This is a genomic window from Lawsonibacter hominis (assembly GCF_014287895.1).
GTDB classification, from domain to species: Bacteria; Bacillota; Clostridia; order Oscillospirales; family Oscillospiraceae; genus Lawsonibacter_A; species Lawsonibacter_A hominis.
Map to the genome: position 1 here is coordinate 1 of NZ_JACOPP010000025.1, position 20,140 is coordinate 20,140.

The window sequence follows — 20,140 nt, forward strand, 5'->3', positions numbered from 1 at the left end:
TAGCTTCAAAGAAATTTGTCAAGAGCCTTCCTATTCCAATTGCTTGTCTTAGAAAGGACTTCTCGTCCTTTTCTGGTGCTTCAAGTTTCACGTTGTTTAATTTACAAGGTGCACGCGTCGTCGTCTTTACAGACGGCGGTGCGCTACATTGTAGCACACTCGCTTTTGCTTGTCAAGCCTCTTTTCAGAACTTTCGTTCTTCCAGGCTTTCATTCAAGCCGTTCGCTCTTGCAGCGGAACTTGTTTAGTTTACCACGCTCTTTCGAGCTTGTCAAGAACTTTTTTCAGCCATTTTCAGGGTTCTACCCATAAAAACGTTTGATTTCTGTTCTTTCAAAACCTGTTCCCTATCTTCAAGCGAACTTATTTAGTTTAGCACTTGCGTCTTGCTTTGTCAAGCACTTTTTTCAAATTCCATTCGAAGGCCGTCCGGCGTTCCGCTCGGTATCTCCGCTTTTCCTTTGCGTTTCAGTGCCCTGTCGTAAGGCGCTCAGATAGAATACCAGCTTCCGCGGCAATTGTCAACACCTTTTTTCGTTTTTCCCGGTTTTTCTTTTGCCCCGGTTTCCCGGTTGCGGTCGGCTTCCAAATATGATACCCTTATTTTACTTTTATTATTGATCCAAGAAACCGGAGGGAGCCCTTATGCCCATTAAAATTCCAGATTCCCTGCCCGCTACCGCAGTATTAGAGAGCGAAAACATCTTTGTCATGACCGAATACCGGGCCATGCACCAGGACATCCGCCCGCTGAGCGTGCTGATCCTGAATCTGATGCCCACCAAGATCGTCACCGAGACCCAGATCCTGCGCAAGCTCTCCAACACCCCGCTTCAAATCAAGGTAGAGCTGCTGCGCACGGCCAGCTATCAGTCCCAGCATACTGATGAGGACCATCTTTCCTCCTTCTACACCACCTTCGATCAGGTCCGTGAACAGAATTTCGACGGCCTGATCATCACCGGGGCACCGGTGGAGAACCTGGAATTCGACCAGGTGGAGTACTGGCCGGAGCTGTGTGAGATCATGACCTGGAGCCGTACGCATGTCCACTCCACCCTCCATATCTGCTGGGGAGCTCAGGCGGGGCTGTACTTCCATCACGGCATCCAGAAACGCACTCTGCCCCAAAAGCTCTTCGGCGTCTATGAGCACCGGGTACTCAAACCCAGTTCTCCCCTGTTCCGCGGCTTTGACGACGTGTTCTATGCGCCCCATTCCCGGTATACCGAGGTGTGGGAGCAGGATATCCGCAGCACGCCGGATCTGGAGCTCATTGCCGCCTCCTCGGAGGCAGGGGTGTACGCGGCAAAAACGGAAGACAGCCGGCAGTTTTTCGTACTGGGCCACCCGGAGTACGACCCGGATACGCTGGCCCGGGAATACTGGCGCGATGTGGACAAGGGTCTGGAGATCGCCGTCCCCGCCCATTACTTCCCCGGCGACGATCCCACCCGGGTGCCGGTGGTCCGCTGGCGCAGCGCCGGCCAGCTGCTCTATACCAACTGGCTGAATTACTACGTCTACCAGACGACCCCGTATGATCTGAAGCAGCTGTAATCTTCCTTGCGCCGCATCTCCGCGCCAGGAGCCGCTCTGCGGGCGGCTGCACTCTAGCCTCTCCAGAAGGCCATCCCGCGCTTGCGCGCTCCCCCTTCACGCATCGGCACCCCAAGGGCGCTCGGGCACAGGCGCGGGCAGGCGGCGGAAGCAAATCAGAATCCGTCCCTTCCAGGGACACCGGGTTCCCCCGGGGCGGATGTGCCGCCACGGTCTGTACCAAATATGTGCCACCGGCGCCTGTTCTTACGCTGCGGCCCTGGGAATGACCCCTCTGATGAAATTTCTGCCGGCTGCTTGGCAAGAAGTCGGGGGGAAACGTTCGTGCAGCCTTTTCGACAAGCTGAGGGCGGGGCCCGCACAGATGTGCGGGCCCCGCCCTTTTACCGGTCTGCTTATGTGCGCATGGAGTCCATGATGGCATCGGCCAGAGTGTCCAGCTCCACCGCCTTGTCGGCGTGGAGCGAAGAGGCCATGGACAGACGCTCGTTGAGCACGGTCATGTTCTTCATTTCCTCATCAATGAACTTCTGCATCAGGTCCCCGGACTTGCAGGCCCAGGAGCCGTTCTCGACGAGAGCGAAGGTGCGGTTTTGCAGGTTGAGCGCCTTCATGTCCGCGAGGAAGTTGTGCATGACCGGATAGATCCCCAGGTTATAGGTCACGCTGGCCAGCACGATATGGCTGTACTTGAACGCCTCGGAGATCAGATAGGAGACGTGGGTATTGGATACGTCGTAAACGGCCACCTTGGTGCAGCCCTTCTCGCACAGGCGGGCGGCCAGGGCCTGGGCGGCGGCCTCGGTATTTCCATACATGGAGGCATAGGCGATCATGACGCCCTGCTCCTCCGGCGCGTAGCGGCTCCATTTGTCGTATTTGTCGATCAGATAGCCCAGGTCGGAGCGCCATACGGGCCCATGGAGGGGACAGACGAACTTGATCTGGTCCAGAATGCCCGCGGCCTTGCCCAGCAGCTTCTGGACATGGGGGCCGTATTTGCCCACGATGTTGGTGAAATAACGCCGCGCCTCGTCCAGCCAGTCCCGGTCGAACGCCACCTCGTCATTAAAAAGCTTGCCGTCCAGAGCAATAAAGGAGCCGAAGGCGTCGGCGGAGAAAAGCGCTCCATTCGCGCGGTCAAAGGTGAGCATCGCTTCCGGCCAGTGAACCATGGGGGCGGCAATGAAGGTGACGGTATGCCCGCCGAAGGTGCAGGTATCCCCCTCCTTGACCTCCACCAGCTCATGACCGTCCACGTGGAAGCCGAACTGGCGCATAAGCATGAAGGCCTTTTCGGTGGCGATGAGCTTCAGATTGGGATAGCGCCGCAGCAGCTCCTCGATGGAGGCCCCGTGATCCGGCTCCATATGGTTGATGACCAGGCAGTCCAGCGCCCGCTCGCCCAGCAGGTGCTCCAGATTCTCCAGCAGCTGGCGGCAGGCCGACCAATCCACCGTGTCGAAGAGCACGCTCTGCTCATCCAGCAGGAGGTAGGCGTTGTAGGAGACGCCCCTGGGGATGGGATGGATATTTTCGAACAGAGTCGTCCTGTGGTCGTTGGCGCCTACCCAATACAGATCTTTCGTCACTTCGCGTACGCAGTACATGTTCGTTCCTCCTTCTGCGTTCATGCCCGGATGAACTGATGCTTGCCCTCCGCGCATTCCGGGCAGACCCAGTCCTCAGGCAGCTTTTCAAACAGGGTGCCGGGGGCGATCTCAGCGTCCTCGTCGCCCAATTCAGGAATGTATTCATAACCACAGCCGCCGCAGATATACCGGGGCCCAATGGGCTCGGCCCTGGGAGGCTGGGGCCGCTTCATCTTGACCATGGGGGGCGCGCTCTGTTTCTTGCCGGTGCCAAGGGCCTCGGCCAGAAGGGGCAGGACCTCGTTCACGTCGCCCACGATGCCGTAGTCGCAGTTTTTGAAGATGGGGGCGTTTCCGTTCTTGTTGATGGCCACGATGGTAGAGGCGTCCTTGATGCCCTTGAGATGCTGCGTGGCGCCCGAGATGCCGCAGGCGATGTACAGGTTGCCGGTAAACTTCTGTCCGGACATGCCCACATAGCGGTCCAACGAGACGTATTTCAGCGTCTCCGCCACAGGGCGGGAGGAGCCGATGGCCGCGCCGGCAGCGTGGGCCAGCGCCTCAATGAGCTTCATGTTCTTCTGCGGCCCGATGCCCTTACCGGCGGAGACCACCCGCTCGGCCTGGGGGATGGGGGTATCGGCGGGGATGCCCACCGTAAAGTCGTAGCCGTCCTTCTTCAGCGCCTGGACCAGCGCGTCCACGCTCTCCTGCGCGTCTCCCTTGAAGAGGATCTTCTTGCGCACGCCGGTGACGGGCGCGGGCTTCTTGGGCCGGCTGGAGGAGCCGCCCTCGCTCTTGGGTGCCTTGCCCAGGATATGGGAGGCGATGACCACCCGCTGGATCTCGTTGGTCCCCTCATAGATCGTGGTGATCTTGGCGTCGCGGTACATGCGCTCCACATCCATGCCCTTGAGGTAGCCGGTGCCGCCGTAGATCTGCAGGGCGTCGTTGGTCACCTCCAGCGCGATATCGGAGGCGTACTGCTTGGCCATGGCGGACTCCATGCCGTAGGGCTCGTGGCGCTCCTTCAGGTCGGCGGCGGAATAGACCAGCAGCCGGGCGCAACGGAGCTTGGTGGCCATGTCGGCCAGCTTAAAGGAGATCGCCTGCTGGAAGCCAATGGGTTTTCCGAACTGTACCCGCTCCTTGGCGTACTCCACTGCGGACTCGTAAGCCCCCTGGGCGATGCCCAGCGCCTGGGCCGCAATGCCGATCCGCCCGCCGTCCAGGGTGGCCATGGCGATCTTGAAGCCGTCGCCCTCCCGGCCCAGCAGGTTTTCCTTGGGCACCTTTACATCGTTGAAGATCAGCTCCGCCGTAGTGGAGGACCGGATTCCCATTTTATCATAATGATCGCCAAATTCAAAGCCCTTCCAGCCTTTTTCCACAATAAAAGCTGAAATGCCCCGGGTACCGATATCGGGCGTGGTGACGGCGAAAACCACGTAGGTGTCCGCCTTGGGGGCGTTGGTGATGAAAATCTTGCCCCCGTTGAGGACGTAGTGGTCCCCCCGGTCCACGGCGGTGGTCTCGGTGCCGCCGGCATCCGAACCCGCGTTTGGCTCGGTCAGGCCGAAGGCGCCGATCTTCTCGCCCCTGGCCAGGGGAACCAGATACTTGCGCTTCTGCTCCTGCGTCCCGTAGGCGAAGATAGGCCAGGAGCCCAGGGACACGTGGGCGGACAGGATGACGCCCGCGCCTGCGTCCACCCGGGCCAGTTCTTCCACGGCGATGGCGTAGCTGAGCATGTCCAGTCCCGCGCCCCCGTATTCCGCCGGGTAGGGAATGCCCATCAGGCCCATCTCCCCCAGCTTCTTGACCGCCTCGTCCGGGAACTGGTTGCCCTGGTCCAGGGTAAATGCGACGGGCTTGATCTCGCGCTCCGCAAACGCGCGGAGCTTGGCGCGCAGCGCCTCGTGGTCCTGTGTGGTCTGGAACAACATTTGGGTAACCTCCTTCTGCAATGCATACGGTATGCCTATATTAGATAAATTTTATCTAAATTCAACGTAAAAGGCACGGTGCCCCGCCCTCATGCCAAAAGCTCCTCCAGGCTGTGCGCATGCAGCTGCGCATCCAAGCGGCGCTGGATTTCCCCCAGCCTTGCGTGGACCGAGCAGCCGCCATGCGCGGCCCGCCAGGGGCAGGCATATTCCGCCTCCATGCAGGAGCTGATGTTGCTGTCTTCCTCCATGGCGCGCAGCAGGTCGTACAACGTGGTCTGCGTCAAGTCCGCCGTCAGCCGGCAGCCGCCCTCAGCCCCCCGGGATACCTGCACCATACCGGCTGCCGAGAGCTTCTTGACGATTTTGTAGGCAAAGGGCTGGGGCACCATCTCCCGCCGGGCCAGCTCGCCCACGCTGTACTGCTCCCCGTCCCGCAGCGTGCGCAGCAGGCGCAGTGCATAGTCGCTTTCCCGCGTGATGAGCATGACCCCCGCCTCCTTCTGTTCTGACGTTACCTTATCATATTGGATAAATTTTGTCAAGTATTATTCCTCCAATTGGTATGCAAAAACAAAACGGTTGAAATACCCGCGCAATTCCGATACTATGGACGTGTGACCGATCCAATTTGGAACAGGAGGCGCTCCCCATGAACATCACTTATGAAGACGTACGTCAGAATCCGGAGGTACGCACCTACATCACGCAGGCGGACCGTTCCCTGCTGGCCCGGGGCTTCACGGAGCACAGCTTTGCCCATGTGACCCGCTGCGCCGAGACCGCCGCCGCTATTCTGGCACAGCTAGGGTACGGTTCTCAGGATACCGAGCTGGCCCGCATCGCCGGGTTTATCCACGACATCGGCAATGTGGTCAACCGCCACGACCATGCCCTTACCGGCGGAGTGATGGCCTTCCGCATCCTGGACAAAATGGGAATGGAGCCGGAGCAAACCGCCGCCGTGATCACCGCCATCGGCAACCACGACGACGCTACCGCCTTCCCGGTCAACCCCATCGCCGCCGCCCTCATCCTGGCCGACAAGACCGACGTGCGCCGCAGCCGGGTACGCAATAAAGAACACCAGAGCTTCGATATCCACGACCGGGTCAATTATGCCGCCGAGCGCTCGGATCTGGAGCTGGATGCGCAGCGGCGCACCATCACCCTGTCCCTGACCATCAACACGGAATTCTGCGCCGTCATGGATTATTTTGAGATCTTTCTGGAGCGGATGCTCCTGTGCCGCCGGGCGGCGGAGTTTCTGGAGCTGACCTTCAAGCTGGACATCAACGGACTCAATCTGCTCTGATCCGCCCGGCCTTGCAGCACGGGTCAAACCAGAATCGGGCGCGGCCGGCCGGCCGCGCCCGATTGCCGATCTTGTTTTTTCCGACCCCACACGCAGCGGAGGGTTTCCGCGCAAGTTCCCCCAGACACAGCACAACCCCCCGGCCATCCAGCGTGACCGGGGGGCTACACCTGAGCCTGGGGTTCAATCACTACGCGTTACCTCTTCTTTCTCTGGATTTTGCTGCGCCGGAATCAAAAGGATGGAGAAATTCCCGTGTTCCCTGTTTCCTGTAACACTTCGGCACGCTAGGATCCTGTCTTCGGCAAATTCTCGCGTCTGAGGCTTTCCTTTGGTGCGGCTCACTCCATTGAGCAGGGGTTCGGAACAGATACCAACCGGAATTTCATTTTCCTGCGATTCGCTGCGCGGGGATGAAAAGAACCGAATGACTTTTATGAGCTTTGCTAGCCCACGGGACTCACTCCTTCCTTTCTGGCTATATTGTACTACCGAGCTCCATTTTTGTCAATACCTTTTTGTAGGAAAAATCAATTTGAGCGGACAGGCGCGGGAATTTCCCGCGCCCGTCCGCCTTTCTTCATCCCCGGAAAAAGAGCTGAAGGATCACGCCGTAGAGGACCGAAGCACTGATCCCGAAGACCAGCACGGGTCCGGCGATCACGAACATCTTGGCCCCTACGCCCATGACCAGCCCCTCGCTCTTGAACTCCAGGGCCGGGGCGACCATCGCGTTTGCAAATCCGGTGATGGGCACCAGAGTACCCGCTCCGGCATGTTTGGCCAGTTTGTCGAACAGGCCGAGGCCGGTGAACAGCGCCGCCAGAAAGATGAGGGTCACCGACACTGCGGTACCGGCGGCGGTCTCGCTCATCCCGCAGGCCTGGAACAGATTCAGCAGGCCCTGCCCGCCGGTGCAGATCAGCCCGCCGGTCACAAAGGCCCAGAGCAGATTCTTCCACAGGGGTGAGGGCTTGGATTTGGAATTGACGTATTGGCCGTATTCTTTGTTGGTCATATCCATGGATGGGCAACCTCCTTTGATCCAATCACAGCTTTTCCCTTGACAGGTTTCTTTATGCGTGCTACAATTCCTCTAGTAATTTACTAAATTACTAATTTACTGGCAGGAGTCTTGACCATGGATATTCCAACCAACCTGAAGCACAAGCCGGTGGTCGTGGCGGAGGATTACGAGCGCATTGACGGCCGCTCCGCTTACGATTCCGACGCAAAGGGCCTCTCCCTGGGACTGGCCCAGTGGAACGACCGGGGCCGCGTGGACATTTCCGCCAAAGTCTGGCGGTATACCGGGGAAAAATGGTCCCGTCAATCGGAGGAACTGCCCCTGCACCGGGTGCTGGACCTGGCGATCCTTGCCTGCCGCGCCCAACTTTATTTTCAGGAGGAGGCCTACCGCTTTCCCAAGGGCTATGATCCGGAGCATCCTCAGATCGACCGGGTGGGTCTTCAGGGGGACGCCATGACTGTGGAGGTCTGCCGGCGCAACGGCCACATCGACGAGGATGTGCAGCTCTTCCAGCAGGCCCTGGCACGGGATGGGGAGCTGCTGGGCGAGCGGATGGCGGTGCTTGCCCGCATTCTGGGGGAGCTGGGTTACCATGGCTAAGACGCCGCACCAAAAGGGGCTTTTCCTACTGGGGGCGGGAGGTGACGGGCGGCGTGTGCGCCGTCCGGAACACGGCCACCGGCCGTCTCCTGTTGCTGTCCGCCGCCGACCCCGTGGCCAGGCGCAAGCGTTTTGCCTTTGCAGCATCCACCGGCACTCCGCTTCTTCCCGCCCTGGCCGACGACTGGTGCCGATACGGGCGGGATTGCTTCGTCTTCGAGGTGCTGGAGACCCTAACGCGTGAGCCGGAGCAGGCCGAGGCCCAGTTCCGTGCGGAACTGGACGTTACCCGCCTGAGTGCCCGGGGCGCGTCCTTTTACTGAGGGGCGCCGATCGCCCCGCACACGGCAGAAAGGCTGTGGGGATTGCCCGGACGGCAATCCCCACAGCCTTTCTGCGTCTCTTCTGTCTCGTTTCCGCCAGAAAGCCAGCCGCGCCCCTTCCCAGCGGCGCTTACCGCATGCTGTAAAGCAGCTTGGCCACCTCGCCGCGGGTCAGCGGGTCATTGGGACGGATCCGGTTGTTGTAGCCGCTGACCACGCCCTGGCCGGCAAGGCTCTTGACATAATCCGCGGCCCAGGAGGGCACCAACGCGGCATCGTCAAAGGTCAGCTCCGCCTGGGCATAGCCCTTGGCCTGGGTGCGTCCCAGGATGGCCATCGCCTCGGCCCGGCTGATGGTGGAAAGGGCCTTGACCTTCAAAACCCCGTTCTCCAGCGCCCCGTTTACGATGCCCAGGGCATACATGGCCTTGACCTCGTTCAGGGCCCATCCCGGCAGCTCCGCGCTGTCGGCAAAGGGGAGCTCCACGCCGGCATACTGGCTCAGATCCAGTCCCAGCCACCGGGCCGTCAGGGCAAAGAACTCGGCCCGGGTAATGTTCTTGTCCGGCTGATAAAGCAGGCTGCCGTCGGCGGCGGACACCCCGTTGGTGACGCCGGCGTCGTACAGGAAGGCGGCATAGGCGTCCGCCCAATGGCCGCCCATGTCCGTGAAGACCTGGGTCCGCTCCCCGGCGGGCAGCACGTCGGCGCTGGCGCGGGAGAGGTTGCCGCTGGCGTCCGCGGCGGAGACGGACACACGGTGATAGCCTGCATCGGCGGCGGGCAGGGTGGCGCTCAGGGTCCCCGTGCTTTCGTTCCAGGTAAAGCCCAGGCGCTCGCCGTCATAGGTCAGGGAAAGGTTTTTCTGTGGAATGCTCCGGTCCACATCGTCGGTCACCCTGGCGCTGACGGCGGCGCCGCTGACGGTAAGGGTGAGCGCGGGCGGCGTGGTATCGTGCATCTCCTCGTTGGAGACGGTAAACTGGTCCAGCCAGAGCGTGCCCGTCTGCTTGCCCTCCCCGCCGCCGTAGATCACGTCGAGGGCGGACACGGCCACGGCGCCCTCGGGCAGGGCGGCGGAGACATGCTTCCAGCCGGTGAAGTCCAGCGCGGTCAGCAGGAGCTGCCGGGACTGGAAGGACTGATCGGTAATGGTGGCCAGCAGGGTATTGCCCGAGCCGTCTCCATACACCCATACGCCCAGATAGCGCTCCCCGGCCGGGATGCTCAGCACGCCGGTCAGGCTGGCGGCGCCGCCCGCGGCGTCATAGTCCAGGCGCAGGCTCTTGCGTCCGTAACGCACGTAGTTCAGATCGCTCTCCGATGCAAAGGACGCGGTTTCGGTGGCGGCAAAGGCATACAAATCGCCCTCGCAGTCCTCCAGGGTATTCACATGTCCCGCCACGCTGATGGGGACGGTCACGGTCCTCCCGCCGGCGGAGACCGTCAGGTCGCCGCTGGCCGTCACCTGCCCCGCGGTGAAGACGCCGTTTGCATCCACGCTGCCCACCGCGGGATCCGCCGTCCAGGTATAATTAGCATCCTGGCTGACCAGGGCCATTTTCTTATAGACGGCGGAGGCCTTCAGGTCGACCTGTTCGCCCGGGTCCAGGTTCAGCGCCTCCACCTTGTCCCCGGTATCCTCCCGGGTAAGGGAAATGGCGTCCGGCGTGGCCACGGTGGTGATGTAGGCGCTGCCCGAGGCCCGGCCGTCGGAGGCGGTGACCTGAACAAAGCCGCTCTCGCTCCCGGCGGTGAAAACACCGCTGTCATCCACCGCTCCGCCGCCGCTGGTCACGCTCCAGCCCACGCTCGCGCCGGTCATGGCGTAGAAGTGGCTGTCCACCCCCGTGGCCGTCAGATTCAGCGTTGCGCCGGAGAGCACCATGCTGTCGGCGGGGGTCACATAGTAGGAGGCCAGCTCCCCCGTCGGCGCCAGCTCAGTGGTCAGGAAGATGGCGTTGGAATTGGCCCGCTGAGTCCCGTCGGAGGGGCTGGTGATCACCTGCATGCCGCTCTGGTCGGGATACGTAACGCCCAGCGTGGTGGAGCCGCCGCCGTCCAGGCAGACCGCCTCCACGCAGCCCAGCTCCACCAGACGCTTGGCGCACTGGGTCAGGGTGGCCCCCACACTGTAGCCGGGCTGCTTGCCGTCCACGGTGTAAAAGACCAGGCTGCCATCGGCCCTGATGCCCACGGCGGAGCGCGCGGTCTGCTCGGCGTTGAGCCCGCTCTCCACCACGCCGCCCGTGACCAGCTTGTACATGCCGCCTACCGCCTGGGTCACGCTGTCCCAGCGGCTGTCCGGGCTGGTGGCGGAGAGCGTCACCGTGTCTCCCGCCTGAAGGGCGCGCAGGGCGGCCAAAAGCTCCGCCTTATCCTTGCCGTTGAGCGTGAGCACCAGCTTTCCTTCCGGGATCGCCGCCGCGCCGGTGGACTCCAGCACCTGTTCCACCGTGCACGTCAGCTGGCTGCCGATCTTCAGCTGAGGGACCTGTCCGGTGACGGGGTCGGCCGCCGGGGACAGGATCACATCCACCCCCGCCTCGGTGTTCTGGGTGGTGGAGGCAAAATCGCTGGTCAGCAGGGTCAGCCCGCCGCTGCCGTCGGAGGCGGAGGGCTTGCGCACCTTGTTCACGCCGCCGCTGACGGAGTAGACCTGCCCGCCCAACACGGCGGCCACGCTCACGTTGGGGGTGCCGATAAAGGCGGTGCCGTCGGCGCGGAAGCCGATGGCCCAGGAGACGTTGTAGGGCTGGGTGGAACGCAGCACGCCGTCGGTGACCAAAAGCCCGACGGGCGCGCCGGTGGCCAGCACATAAAAGTCCCCGTTGATGCCGGAGACCACCCGCCTGCCCTGGCTCTCCAGGCCCTGCGCCATGCTGGTCAGGGTGGCGCGGGTGAGCACCTTGCTGCCGTAGGCCACCGTTGGCGTGACGTTCTCATTCGGGGCATAGGTAATGTAGTGCTCCGTGCGCAGGTCGGAGTAAGTATCGCTCCAGAAGATGTTTTTTCCCAGCTCCGTCCCCTGGGACAGGGGCACGCGCCCTGTGTGGATCTCCCAGCCCAGGGCATCGGAGGCCGAGGCGCCCGCCGCGCCCGCCGTCATCAGAAGGGCCAGGCCGAAGGCCGCGCCCCGTTGCATCCATCGCTTCATCCAGTTCCTCCTGTGTGTTTCCATGGTCTCCCCGGGAAGGCGGGGCGGCACGCCTGCCGGCGCCCGCCTCGGCCCGAACCGCCCGATCGCCCCTTGCCCGCCGGGGGTACGGCGCTTACGAGATAACAGACGTTATGTTAACACAAAAGTTCCCGCCTGTAAACAGGCGGGAACCTCGTATTCGGTCAAACGGCCGGATGTCCGTGCAGGAATGCGAGAAACGCTTGCATAACACAACGTCCCCGGCAGCGTTTCAGCGCCGTCTCCGCGCCAAGGTCCCTCCGGAGTGCTTTCCCGCGCCGCGCGCTCCCCTTGACGCGCATGCGCCCGCCGCCGGACGGAAGGCCGCGGGCGGGCGCTTGCGGCGGCGCAGTACGCGCGGTGGGCTGCAGCCTCTCGGAAAGCCGCTTGCATTTTCAAGCAGTATTTCCCGCAATTCTTACCTTTTTCTTACGGCTGGGGCGCGCTCTGCTCCGGCCTTCCCCGGCGCAGGCGGGGCAGGGTATTGTTCAAAGTCGCCTCTTCCTGGGCGGTCATCAGTTCGCCGATCAGCTGGTTGGAGACCAAAAACCCCTTCGGGGTCAAATTCCAGCGGCGGTCATGGCGTTCGGCCCAGCCCTGCCGCTCGTATTCTTCCAGAAGCTGTTCGATGGGATCGAAGTTCATGAAATACTCCCTGCGGTACTCCCACTCCTCGATGCCCCGTGTGGTGCGCAGGCGGAGCATCAGATACTCGCCCCCCCGCTCCCGCTGCGGGATGAGCTCAGACTCGTCGATGACCGCGCCTCCCTCCAGCACGCCGGTGATATACCGGTCCAGGTCCCGCACGAACGAGTAGCGCCGCCCGCCGAAGTCGGAGTGGGCGCCGGGCCCGAATCCGATATAGGGCCGCCCCATCCAGTATTTCAGGTTGTGCCGGGACTGGAAGCCGGAGCGGGCGAAGTTGGAGACCTCGTATTGCCGGTAGCCCTCCCTTGCCAGCCGGTCCACCATCCACAGATACAAATCGGCCTGGACGTCGTCGTCGGGCAGCCGCTCTCCCCGGATCACCCGGTCGTCCAGCGGCGTGCCCGGCTCCACCTTCAGCCCGTAGCAGGACAGATGCTCCGGGCGCAGGGAAAGCGCCTGCTCCACCGTATCCTGCCACCCCTCCATGTCCTGGCCGGGCAGCCCGTAGATCAGGTCCAGGCTGATGTTCTTGAATTTCGCCGTCCGGGCCGCCGCCACCGCCTCCTGGGCCTGGCGGAAGGTGTGCGCCCGGCGGAGGTTCTGCAATTCGCAGTCGTGGGCGGACTGCACCCCCAGGGAGATGCGGTTGGCCCCGGCCCTGCGCAGGGCGATCAGATCCCGGCGGTTTATGCTGTCCGGGTTGCACTCTACGGTGATCTCCGCGTCCTTGGCCAGATCGAAGCGCTTGCCGATCAGCCGCAGCAGCTCTTTCAGGCGGCGGCTGCCATAAAAGCTGGGCGTACCGCCGCCGAAATAGACGGTATCCACCTGCCAGCCGCGGGTCAGGGGCGCAGTTTCCTTCATGTGGGTCATCAGGGCCTTCTGGTAGTCGTCCATGCGCTCCTCACGTCCCGCCAGGGAGTAAAAATCGCAGTAGTCGCATTTGCTGCGGCAGAAGGGGATGTGGATATAGAGGCCCAGCTTTTCCGGCATGGGGCTCACCTCGCTTTGCTGTACCTTCGTGTTCGTAAGGATTATAGCACAGCCCGGCGCATTTGAAAAGCAGGCCGGGCAATGTTATACTGTATCCCATGGATTCCCTGGAAAGGAGGCGGTACCATGGCGGAACACGCGCCCCGCCGTCTGGCGCTGACCGTAGCGCCGGAACAGGCCGGCAAAACAGTGGATACCCTGCTGCGCCGCGGCTTGGGGCTCTCCGGTACGCTCATCCGGCACGTCAAATGGCTGGAGGACGGTATCCTGCTGGACGGCGTGCGGGTCCATACGGACCGGCGGGCGGCGGCGGGGCAGCTGCTCTCGGTCCGTGTATCCGACGATGTGCGCCGCAGCGGCATCGTGTCTGCCCCCGGGGCGCTGGACATCGTGTACGAGGATGCGGACCTTCTGGTGCTCAACAAGGCCCCCGGCGTCCCCTGCCATCCGGGCCCGGGGCATTTTGACGATACGCTGGGTAATTTTCTCCTGTATTATTACGATCAGTCGGGTGAGTGCGCCGACTATCACCCCGTCCACCGGCTGGACCGGGGCACCAGCGGCCTGATGGTGGTCGCCAAGCACCCCCACGCGCAGGAGCGCCTCAAGCGCGCGCTGCACACGAGTGCCTTTCGCCGGGGCTATCTGGCGGTATGCCAGGGCGTCCCCGTCCCGGCGGAGGGCGTCGTGGACGCCCCCATCGGCCCGGTGCCCGGCTCGCTGATGGCACGGCGGATCGACCCCGCCGGGCAGAGCGCCCGTACCCGCTACCAGGTCCTGTGCGCTGCCCATGGCCGCGCCCTGGTGCGCCTGGAGCTGGACACCGGGCGCACCCACCAGATCCGGGTCCACATGGCTTCCCTGGGCTGTCCTCTGACCGGAGACTTTCTCTACGGCACGGAGGAGCGCGCCCTCATTTCCCGTCCGGCGCTCCACTCCGCCCGCCTCTCCCTGCGCCATCCCATCACGGGGGCGGCCCTTTCCTGGCAGCTCCCCCTGCCGGAGGATATGAAGCGGCTGCTGGAGTGAGCCGGGCGCGTTCAGCGCAGGACCCCGGCCCGTTCCAGCCCGCAGATGGTCTTCCATTTCCCGCTGCGCCAGCGCAGGGCGCACAGGACGCCCCGCAGGATCAGGTCTGCGGCCATCGCGGTCCATACGCCGGCCAGGCCCATGCCCGCCCGGTACACCAGGATGGGCGCCAGCACGATGCGCACGCCCCACATGCAGAGCAGCCCCACCACCATGGGGAAGCGCACGTCGTGCGCGCCCCGCAGGGCGCCCGACAGGATGATGGACAGGGCGAAGAAGGGCTCGGACACCGACACGATGCGCAGCATCAGGGCAGCCTGGGCCACCACCTCGGCGTCGGAGTTGAACAGGGCGGCCAGATAAGGGGCCAGCAGAAACAGGGCCACCGCCGTGCCCAGCGTGAGGAAGAAGCCCAGCAGGGCGGCCAGCCTGCCGTAGGCCTGGGCGTCTTCCGCGCTGCCCGCACCCACCGCCTGCCCCACCAGGGCGATGCCCGCGAAGGAGATGCCGTAGGCGGGCAGATAGCACAGTCCCTCCGCGGTGGTGGCGATATGGTTGGCCGCCAGGGCCACGGTGCTCAGAGAGGCCACCACGGCGGTCATGGCGATCTGGCCCAGATTGATGGTGCAGCGTTCGGCGGCGGTGGGCACCCCAAGGTGGACGGCCTGCCGGATGATGGCCCGGTCGGGCCGGAAGCTGTCGTGCAGCGAGATCCGGAAGCGCTCCCCCTGCCGGAACCCGGCGATGAGCAGCGCGCCCCCCGCGAAGGCCAGGGCGGCGGCGGAGGCGATGGCCGCGCCGGTGACCCCCAGCCCCGCGCCGGGGAGGGTCACCGGCGCCCCGAAGAGGACGGCCGTCCGGGTGGGGTAGATGAGGAAAAAGTTGAGCACGATATTGATGAGATTGGCCGCCGTGTTGAAGTACAGCGGGGCCTTTGTATTGCCCATGCACCGCAGGATGGCGGAGAAGATGTAGCCGGCGGCGATAAAGGGCATGGCCATGGTGTAGCACCGCAGGTAGGAGACCGCCTGGGGCAGCACCTCCGGCTTGGCGCCCAGCCACCGGGGGATCAGGGGGGCCAGCGCCTGGAAGAGCAAAAGGCCCAGAAAGCCCGTCACCAGGGTGGCCAGCACGCCCTGGCGGATGATCTGCCGGGCCCGCTCGTCGTCCCCCGCGCCGATGGCGTTGGACACCTGCACCGAGTACCCCACGCCCACGCCCACCAGCAATCCGCCGGACAGCCAGATGGGAGCGGCGTTCACTGATACGGCGGCGGTCCCCGCCGCGCCCATGACGCCTACCATAGCCGTATCCACGTAGCTGACCATGGTGGCCAATATCTGCTCGATAATGGCGGGCCAGGACAGCCGCCACATGACCTTCATGCGGCTGTCCCCCCGCCGTTTCTGCGTCTGCTCCATTGCAAACCTTCCTTTTCTGAATTGACACCCAGCCTCCGGCCGGGTGTTTTGCCCCGGCTCCGGCAGGGCTTACCCGGGCTTCTGCGTACCCTCCACCCCCGTCAGGTCAAAGGATGGGATGAATTCCGCTTCCGCCGCGCCCGGGTCCTGCGCAAAGCCCTCCAGGCCGAGCTGAGCCATGTACGCCTCGGCACGGCGCGCCTCGGACGGGCGCAGGCGGCGGTCGATCTCGGGAAATTCCGCCGCCCTGCCCCAGGGCACATACTGACCCATGAGGGAAAAGAGCACCGCGCCGGGCGGGAACTGCTCCGCGATCCAATCCATGACGGCTTTTGCCTCTTCCAGGCGGCCGGGCAGGATCAGATGCCGGATCAGCACCCCCCGCTTCAAAAGCCCGTCCTCCACCACGCAGGGCCCCGTCTGCCGGTACATCTCCAGGATGGCCGCCCGGGCGGTCTGCGGATAGTCCGGCGCCGCGGAGTAACGCCCGGCGGACGCCGGCGCGGCGTATTTGCAGTCCGGCAGATAGACCTGCACCTTTCCTTCCAGCATGCGCAGGGTCTCCAAGCGCTCGTACCCGCTGCTGTTCCACACCACCGGCACCGGCAGGGGCTCCTCCAGGGCCCGCGCCACGGCGTGGGCGAAGTGAGTGGGATTGACCAGATTAATGTTGTGGGCCCCCTGGGCGATCAGCTCCCCAAAGATCTCCCGCAGGCGCGCCACGGTGACGATCCTGCCGAAATCCCGGCGGCTGATCTGCTCGTTCTGGCAGAAGACGCACCCCAGCGGGCACCCGGAGAAAAACACCGTGCCGGAGCCGCGCGCCCCCGAAATAGGCGGCTCCTCCCAGCGGTGGAGGGCGGCGCGCGCCACCACCGGCAGGGCGGGCATCCGGCATGCCCCCGCCCCCGCCGTCTCCGTGCGCAGGGCATGGCACCGGCGTGGGCACAGGCTGCAGCGCATCGGCGCGTCCGCTCCGCCGCTCACCGCCGGACCTCCCGGCGCTCCGTGCGCCCCATGAGTCCATCGGCCGGTACGCCGTGACCGCCGGCGATAGGCCGCAGGTGAGCAGCCCCCCGCTCTCCCGCTTCAACCCGCTGGTATTGACGCAGCGCGCTCTCCGGGGCCGCTGCCGCGGCGCTCTGCGTGATTCCCCGCCTTGGGCGCAATTCCAGCCGTTTTTGACAAAAATCCATTGTTTCTCCCTGCTGTCGACCCAAAAGTCCATCATGTTTGTTCCAACTGCCAAGTTCCAAGGGGGATGCCTCTGTGTCCCCGGTCTTTTCGTTTTGATACGACCGCCGGATCGGCTCGCCCAAGCCGGAGCGCCGGCCGGAAGCGCTGCGGGAACGTCCGGCGGAGGCCCAGGCCGCTGTGCCTTCCGCCAGGGACTGCGGCCGGGCGTGCCCCGGTCCGCCGGAGGCATGGCCGGCGGCTTCATGGCGGAGCAGCGCCCGCGCGCAGGGGCCCGGCGTCACATCAGCTTTTTCAGGGTGGAGATCCGTTTGGCTCCATAGGGCGGATAGCGCACGGGAAGATCCAGGCGGCCCTTTTTCAGAATGCTTTTCTCATGGGTAAAGGTGTCGAATCCCGCCTTGCCGTGGCACCGGCCCATGCCGGAATTGCCCACCCCTCCGAAAGGCATCCGGGGCGTGGCCAGATGGACCACCGTGTCGTTGACGCACCCGCCGCCGAAGCACAGCCGCCCCAGCACCTGCCGCTCCACGGCCCGGCTGCGGGTGAACAGGTACAGGGCCAGGGGCCGGGGCTTGCCCTGGAGACGGCCGACCAGCGCATCCAGGTCGGAATAGGTCAGCACCGGCAGGATGGGGCCGAAGATCTCTTCCCCCATCACCGCGTCCTCTTCGGTCACGTCCACCAGCACCGTGGGGGCGATGCGCAGGCGTTCCCGGTCGGTCTGCCCGCCGTGGGCGGTGCGTCCGCTCTCCAGCAGCCGGCACAGCCGGTCGAAGTGTTTTCGATTGACGATTCGCGGCAGGTCCTCCCCCGCCAGGGGGTCGGGCCCGTAAAAGCGCCGGATCTGCCGCCCCATGGCCTCCACCAGCTTCTCCCGCATCCCCTCCGGGACCCACACATGGTCCGGGGCCACGCAGGTCTGGCCGGCATTGACGCACTTGCCCCAGACGATGCGGGCCGCCGCCAGCTCCACGTCGGCATCGGCGGCCACGATCACCGGGGATTTTCCGCCCAGCTCCAGGGTCACCGGCGTCAGGTGCTCCGCCGCCGCGGCCATGACGGCCCGGCCCACCGCAGGGCTGCCGGTGAAGAAGATGTAGTCGAAGCGCTGCTCCAGCAGCGCGGCGTTCTCCCCTCGGCCCCCCTCGATCACCGTGATATACTCCGGGGGATAGAGCCGCCCCAGCAGTCCGGCCAGCGCGCGGGAGCTGGCCGGCGCATAGGCCGAAGGCTTGACCACCGCGCAGCACCCGGCGGCGATGGCGGATACCAAGGGGGCCAGGGTGAGAAAGAGCGGATAATTCCAGGGGGCCATGATCAGCGCCACGCCGTAGGGCTCCCGATACACCGTGCTCTTGGACGGGAAGTGGGCCAAGGGGGTGCTGCGCCGGGCGGGCCGGGCCCAGGCGCGCAGGTGCTTGCGGGCCATGCGCACCTCCCCCAGCGTGAGGGCCAGCTCGCACATATAGCCCTCGTAGGGGTCCTTGTTCAGGTCGGCCTTGAGGGCGGCGAGGAGCTCCTCCTCCCAGCGCGCCAGCCCCAGCTCCAGCCGGGTGAGCATCTCCAGCCGGAACGTCAGGGGACGGGTGGCCCCGCTCTCAAAATAGCGCCGCTGGGCGGCGACGGTCTGCTGCATAGGCTCCTCCTTTTCCGGGCGCGCGCCGCGGGCGCTTCTCCGCTGTTTCACTTCAGCCGCTCCTCCACCGCTTTGGCAAAGCTTCGAAAGGCGTTCGGCACGGCGTACTCCGCGCGCAGCGCCTCCCCGTCCGCCCAGACCCAGCCCGGAGGCAGCTCCGGTCCCGCGGCCTGCACCACCACCGAGCGCATGCGCCATTCGATGTGGGAGAAAATGTGCTTTCCCGCCGGGCCGTCGGCCAGCGCGGCGGCCTCCACGGGGCAGGGGGCGGGCGCAGGCTCGTTGGGGTACTCCCAGAGCTTTGCCAGCAGGCCCCGCGCCGGACGGCGGCGCAGCGCGACCCGGTTTTCAAAAAAGATCAGGAACACCGTGCGCTCCTCCACCCGCCGCGCCGCTTTTCCTCCCTTGACGGGCAGTTCCCCCGTCCGCTCCCCGATCCGGGCGGCGCAGAAGGCATGGGCCGGACAGCGCCGGCACAGCGGCGCGCCGTTGGGCAGGCAAACCGTAGCGCCCAGCTCCATCAGGGCCTGATTGAAATCGCCCGGCATGCTTTGGGGCAGGATAGACAGCAACGCCGCGCGCATGCGGCTTTTGGTCTCCGGCCGGGCGATGTCCCCGCGGTCGCCGGTGATCCGGGCCACGACCCGCAGCACGTTTCCGTCCACCGCCGGGACGGGGCGGCCGAAGGCGATGGAGGCGATGGCCCCCGCCGTGTACTCCCCGATGCCGGGGAGCGACAGAATGGCCTCATAAGTGTCCGGAAAGCGCCCGCCGAAGTCCTCCACGATGGTCCGCGCGGCTTTTTGCAGGTTGCGGGCCCGGTTGTAATACCCCAGCCCCTGCCACAGCTTCAGCAGCCGGTCCTCCTCCACCGCCGCCAGCGCCTGTACCGTGGGCAGCTCCTCCAGAAAGCGGCGGTAGTAGTCCAGCACCGCCGCCACCCGGGTCTGCTGGAGCATGATCTCGCTGATCCAGACGTGGTAGGGGGTGGGGTCGCTGCGCCAGGGCAGCGTCCGCGCGTTGTCCCGGTACCACTCCAGCAGGGGCAGGGGCAGTTGTTCCAAGGATTTCAAACCGAATCCCTCCGTGTGCTTCGATTGCATGCGCCATCATTATATATGGAAGCAAAACTTTTTTCAATCCATGCAATGAAAACGTCCCGCTGGAACGTCTAATCATCGGAACGTCTTGAAAGGGGGCGCCGCCCTTGCAGGAACAGGAGTATATCGAGCGCGTGGAGGCTCTGAAGGGGAAGCTCTACCGCACCGCCTATCTCTATCTGGGCAGCGAAGCCCACGCCCTGGACGCGGTGGACGAGACCGTGTACAAGGGCCTTTGCGCCCACAAAAAGCTGCGTCAGCCGGAGTATTTCGACACCTGGCTGACCCGTATCCTCATCAACGTCTGCAATACCGAGCTGCGCCGCCGCAGGCGCGAGATCGCGGTGCCCGAGCTGCCTGAGACGGCGGCGCAGGCATATGACGCGCTGCCCCTGCGTCAGGCCGTGGGCCGTCTGCCCCGGGAACTGCGTGCGGTGATCACCCTTCGTTATTTTCAGGGGCTGACCCTGGCGGAGACCGCCCGGGCCCTGGGCCTGCCGCCCGGCACCGTGTCCACCCGGCAGCGGAAAGCCCTGTCCCTGTTGAAGCTGGAATTGAGCGAGGAGGTTTGA

17 protein-coding genes are annotated in these 20,140 nt (G+C 64.4%); 6 read left to right on the plus strand and 11 right to left on the minus strand.

Annotated elements, in window-relative coordinates:
• Window positions 1-645 precede the first annotated feature (645 nt).
• The gene (gene metA / locus H8S57_RS13755; RefSeq protein WP_186908607.1) at window positions 646-1,560 is read left to right on the plus strand and encodes a homoserine O-acetyltransferase MetA; all 915 of its coding nucleotides are present in this window, start codon (window positions 646-648) and stop codon (window positions 1,558-1,560) included.
• Window positions 1,561-1,955: 395 nt separating this feature from the next.
• Here metA and H8S57_RS13760 read toward each other — a convergent pair whose 3' ends face one another.
• From H8S57_RS13760 to H8S57_RS13770, 3 genes are all read right to left on the minus strand, one after another.
• On the minus strand, window positions 1,956-3,170 hold the full coding sequence (locus tag H8S57_RS13760) for an FprA family A-type flavoprotein (RefSeq protein ID WP_186908608.1): 1,215 nt from the start codon (window positions 3,168-3,170) through the stop codon (window positions 1,956-1,958).
• A gap of 20 nt (window positions 3,171-3,190) precedes the next feature.
• Window positions 3,191-5,098 (minus strand): acyl-CoA dehydrogenase family protein, encoded by a 1,908-nt coding sequence (locus H8S57_RS13765; RefSeq protein ID WP_186908609.1) that lies wholly within the window; start codon window positions 5,096-5,098, stop codon window positions 3,191-3,193.
• Window positions 5,099-5,187: 89 nt separating this feature from the next.
• Window positions 5,188-5,643, minus strand: coding sequence for an RrF2 family transcriptional regulator (locus H8S57_RS13770; RefSeq protein ID WP_243204836.1), 456 nt, complete (start codon window positions 5,641-5,643; stop codon window positions 5,188-5,190).
• 107 nt (window positions 5,644-5,750) lie between these two features.
• Here H8S57_RS13770 and H8S57_RS13775 point away from each other — a divergent pair, with 107 nt between their 5' ends.
• The gene (locus tag H8S57_RS13775; RefSeq protein WP_186908610.1) at window positions 5,751-6,413 is read left to right on the plus strand and encodes an HD domain-containing protein; all 663 of its coding nucleotides are present in this window, start codon (window positions 5,751-5,753) and stop codon (window positions 6,411-6,413) included.
• 580 nt (window positions 6,414-6,993) lie between these two features.
• On the opposite strand, the gene spoVAC is transcribed toward H8S57_RS13775, so the two are convergent.
• The gene (spoVAC, locus tag H8S57_RS13780) at window positions 6,994-7,437 is read right to left on the minus strand and encodes a stage V sporulation protein AC (RefSeq protein ID WP_186908611.1); all 444 of its coding nucleotides are present in this window, start codon (window positions 7,435-7,437) and stop codon (window positions 6,994-6,996) included.
• A 117-nt stretch (window positions 7,438-7,554) separates the two neighbouring features.
• Between spoVAC and H8S57_RS13785 the strand changes: the two genes are divergently transcribed.
• The gene (locus tag H8S57_RS13785; RefSeq protein WP_186908612.1) at window positions 7,555-8,043 is read left to right on the plus strand and encodes a DUF6530 family protein; all 489 of its coding nucleotides are present in this window, start codon (window positions 7,555-7,557) and stop codon (window positions 8,041-8,043) included.
• Between the two features lie 41 nt (window positions 8,044-8,084).
• A complete protein-coding gene (locus H8S57_RS13790; RefSeq protein WP_186908613.1) occupies window positions 8,085-8,366 on the plus strand; it encodes a GIY-YIG nuclease family protein in 282 nt (93 codons plus the stop codon).
• Window positions 8,367-8,496: 130 nt separating this feature from the next.
• Here the strand turns inward: H8S57_RS13790 and H8S57_RS13795 are convergent, their stop codons facing one another.
• Both H8S57_RS13795 and hemW read right to left on the minus strand, forming a co-directional pair.
• Window positions 8,497-11,523: a phosphodiester glycosidase family protein gene (locus tag H8S57_RS13795; RefSeq protein WP_186908614.1), complete on the minus strand. Its 3,027-nt coding sequence runs from the start codon at window positions 11,521-11,523 to the stop codon at window positions 8,497-8,499.
• Window positions 11,524-11,973: 450 nt separating this feature from the next.
• Window positions 11,974-13,185, minus strand: a complete 1,212-nt coding sequence (gene hemW / locus H8S57_RS13800; RefSeq protein WP_186908615.1) for a radical SAM family heme chaperone HemW — start codon at window positions 13,183-13,185, stop codon at window positions 11,974-11,976.
• Between the two features lie 126 nt (window positions 13,186-13,311).
• Here hemW and H8S57_RS13805 point away from each other — a divergent pair, with 126 nt between their 5' ends.
• Window positions 13,312-14,214, plus strand: a complete 903-nt coding sequence (locus tag H8S57_RS13805; RefSeq protein ID WP_186908616.1) for an RluA family pseudouridine synthase — start codon at window positions 13,312-13,314, stop codon at window positions 14,212-14,214.
• 11 nt (window positions 14,215-14,225) lie between these two features.
• Here the strand turns inward: H8S57_RS13805 and H8S57_RS13810 are convergent, their stop codons facing one another.
• The 5 genes from H8S57_RS13810 to mutY all read right to left on the minus strand — a co-directional run bounded on the left by H8S57_RS13810 (window position 14,226) and on the right by mutY (window position 19,541).
• Complete coding sequence (locus H8S57_RS13810) at window positions 14,226-15,635, minus strand: MATE family efflux transporter (protein ID WP_186908617.1); 1,410 nt, start codon at window positions 15,633-15,635, stop codon at window positions 14,226-14,228.
• Between the two features lie 69 nt (window positions 15,636-15,704).
• The gene (locus H8S57_RS13815; RefSeq protein WP_186908634.1) at window positions 15,705-16,598 is read right to left on the minus strand and encodes a radical SAM protein; all 894 of its coding nucleotides are present in this window, start codon (window positions 16,596-16,598) and stop codon (window positions 15,705-15,707) included.
• 20 nt (window positions 16,599-16,618) lie between these two features.
• Window positions 16,619-16,831, minus strand: coding sequence for a hypothetical protein (locus H8S57_RS13820; RefSeq protein WP_186908618.1), 213 nt, complete (start codon window positions 16,829-16,831; stop codon window positions 16,619-16,621).
• A gap of 278 nt (window positions 16,832-17,109) precedes the next feature.
• Entirely contained in the window at window positions 17,110-18,468 is a 1,359-nt protein-coding gene (locus H8S57_RS13825) for an aldehyde dehydrogenase (protein ID WP_186908619.1), read from the minus strand.
• Window positions 18,469-18,515: 47 nt separating this feature from the next.
• Window positions 18,516-19,541, minus strand: coding sequence for an A/G-specific adenine glycosylase (gene mutY, locus H8S57_RS13830; protein ID WP_186908620.1), 1,026 nt, complete (start codon window positions 19,539-19,541; stop codon window positions 18,516-18,518).
• Between the two features lie 134 nt (window positions 19,542-19,675).
• Between mutY and H8S57_RS13835 the strand changes: the two genes are divergently transcribed.
• The gene (locus H8S57_RS13835; RefSeq protein ID WP_186908621.1) at window positions 19,676-20,140 is read left to right on the plus strand and encodes a sigma-70 family RNA polymerase sigma factor; all 465 of its coding nucleotides are present in this window, start codon (window positions 19,676-19,678) and stop codon (window positions 20,138-20,140) included.

Coding starts and splice junctions, on each gene's coding strand:
- metA (WP_186908607.1), top strand. CDS start 646: ATGCCCATTAAAATTCCAGATTCCCTGCCCGCTACCGCAGTATTAGAG.
- H8S57_RS13760 (WP_186908608.1), bottom strand. CDS start 3,170: ATGTACTGCGTACGCGAAGTGACGAAAGATCTGTATTGGGTAGGCGCC.
- H8S57_RS13765 (WP_186908609.1), bottom strand. CDS start 5,098: ATGTTGTTCCAGACCACACAGGACCACGAGGCGCTGCGCGCCAAGCTC.
- H8S57_RS13775 (WP_186908610.1), top strand. CDS start 5,751: ATGAACATCACTTATGAAGACGTACGTCAGAATCCGGAGGTACGCACC.
- spoVAC (WP_186908611.1), bottom strand. CDS start 7,437: ATGGATATGACCAACAAAGAATACGGCCAATACGTCAATTCCAAATCC.
- H8S57_RS13785 (WP_186908612.1), top strand. CDS start 7,555: ATGGATATTCCAACCAACCTGAAGCACAAGCCGGTGGTCGTGGCGGAG.
- H8S57_RS13795 (WP_186908614.1), bottom strand. CDS start 11,523: ATGAAGCGATGGATGCAACGGGGCGCGGCCTTCGGCCTGGCCCTTCTG.
- hemW (WP_186908615.1), bottom strand. CDS start 13,185: ATGCCGGAAAAGCTGGGCCTCTATATCCACATCCCCTTCTGCCGCAGC.
- H8S57_RS13805 (WP_186908616.1), top strand. CDS start 13,312: ATGGCGGAACACGCGCCCCGCCGTCTGGCGCTGACCGTAGCGCCGGAA.
- H8S57_RS13810 (WP_186908617.1), bottom strand. CDS start 15,635: ATGGAGCAGACGCAGAAACGGCGGGGGGACAGCCGCATGAAGGTCATG.
- H8S57_RS13815 (WP_186908634.1), bottom strand. CDS start 16,598: ATGCGCTGCAGCCTGTGCCCACGCCGGTGCCATGCCCTGCGCACGGAG.
- H8S57_RS13820 (WP_186908618.1), bottom strand. CDS start 16,831: ATGGATTTTTGTCAAAAACGGCTGGAATTGCGCCCAAGGCGGGGAATC.
- H8S57_RS13825 (WP_186908619.1), bottom strand. CDS start 18,468: ATGCAGCAGACCGTCGCCGCCCAGCGGCGCTATTTTGAGAGCGGGGCC.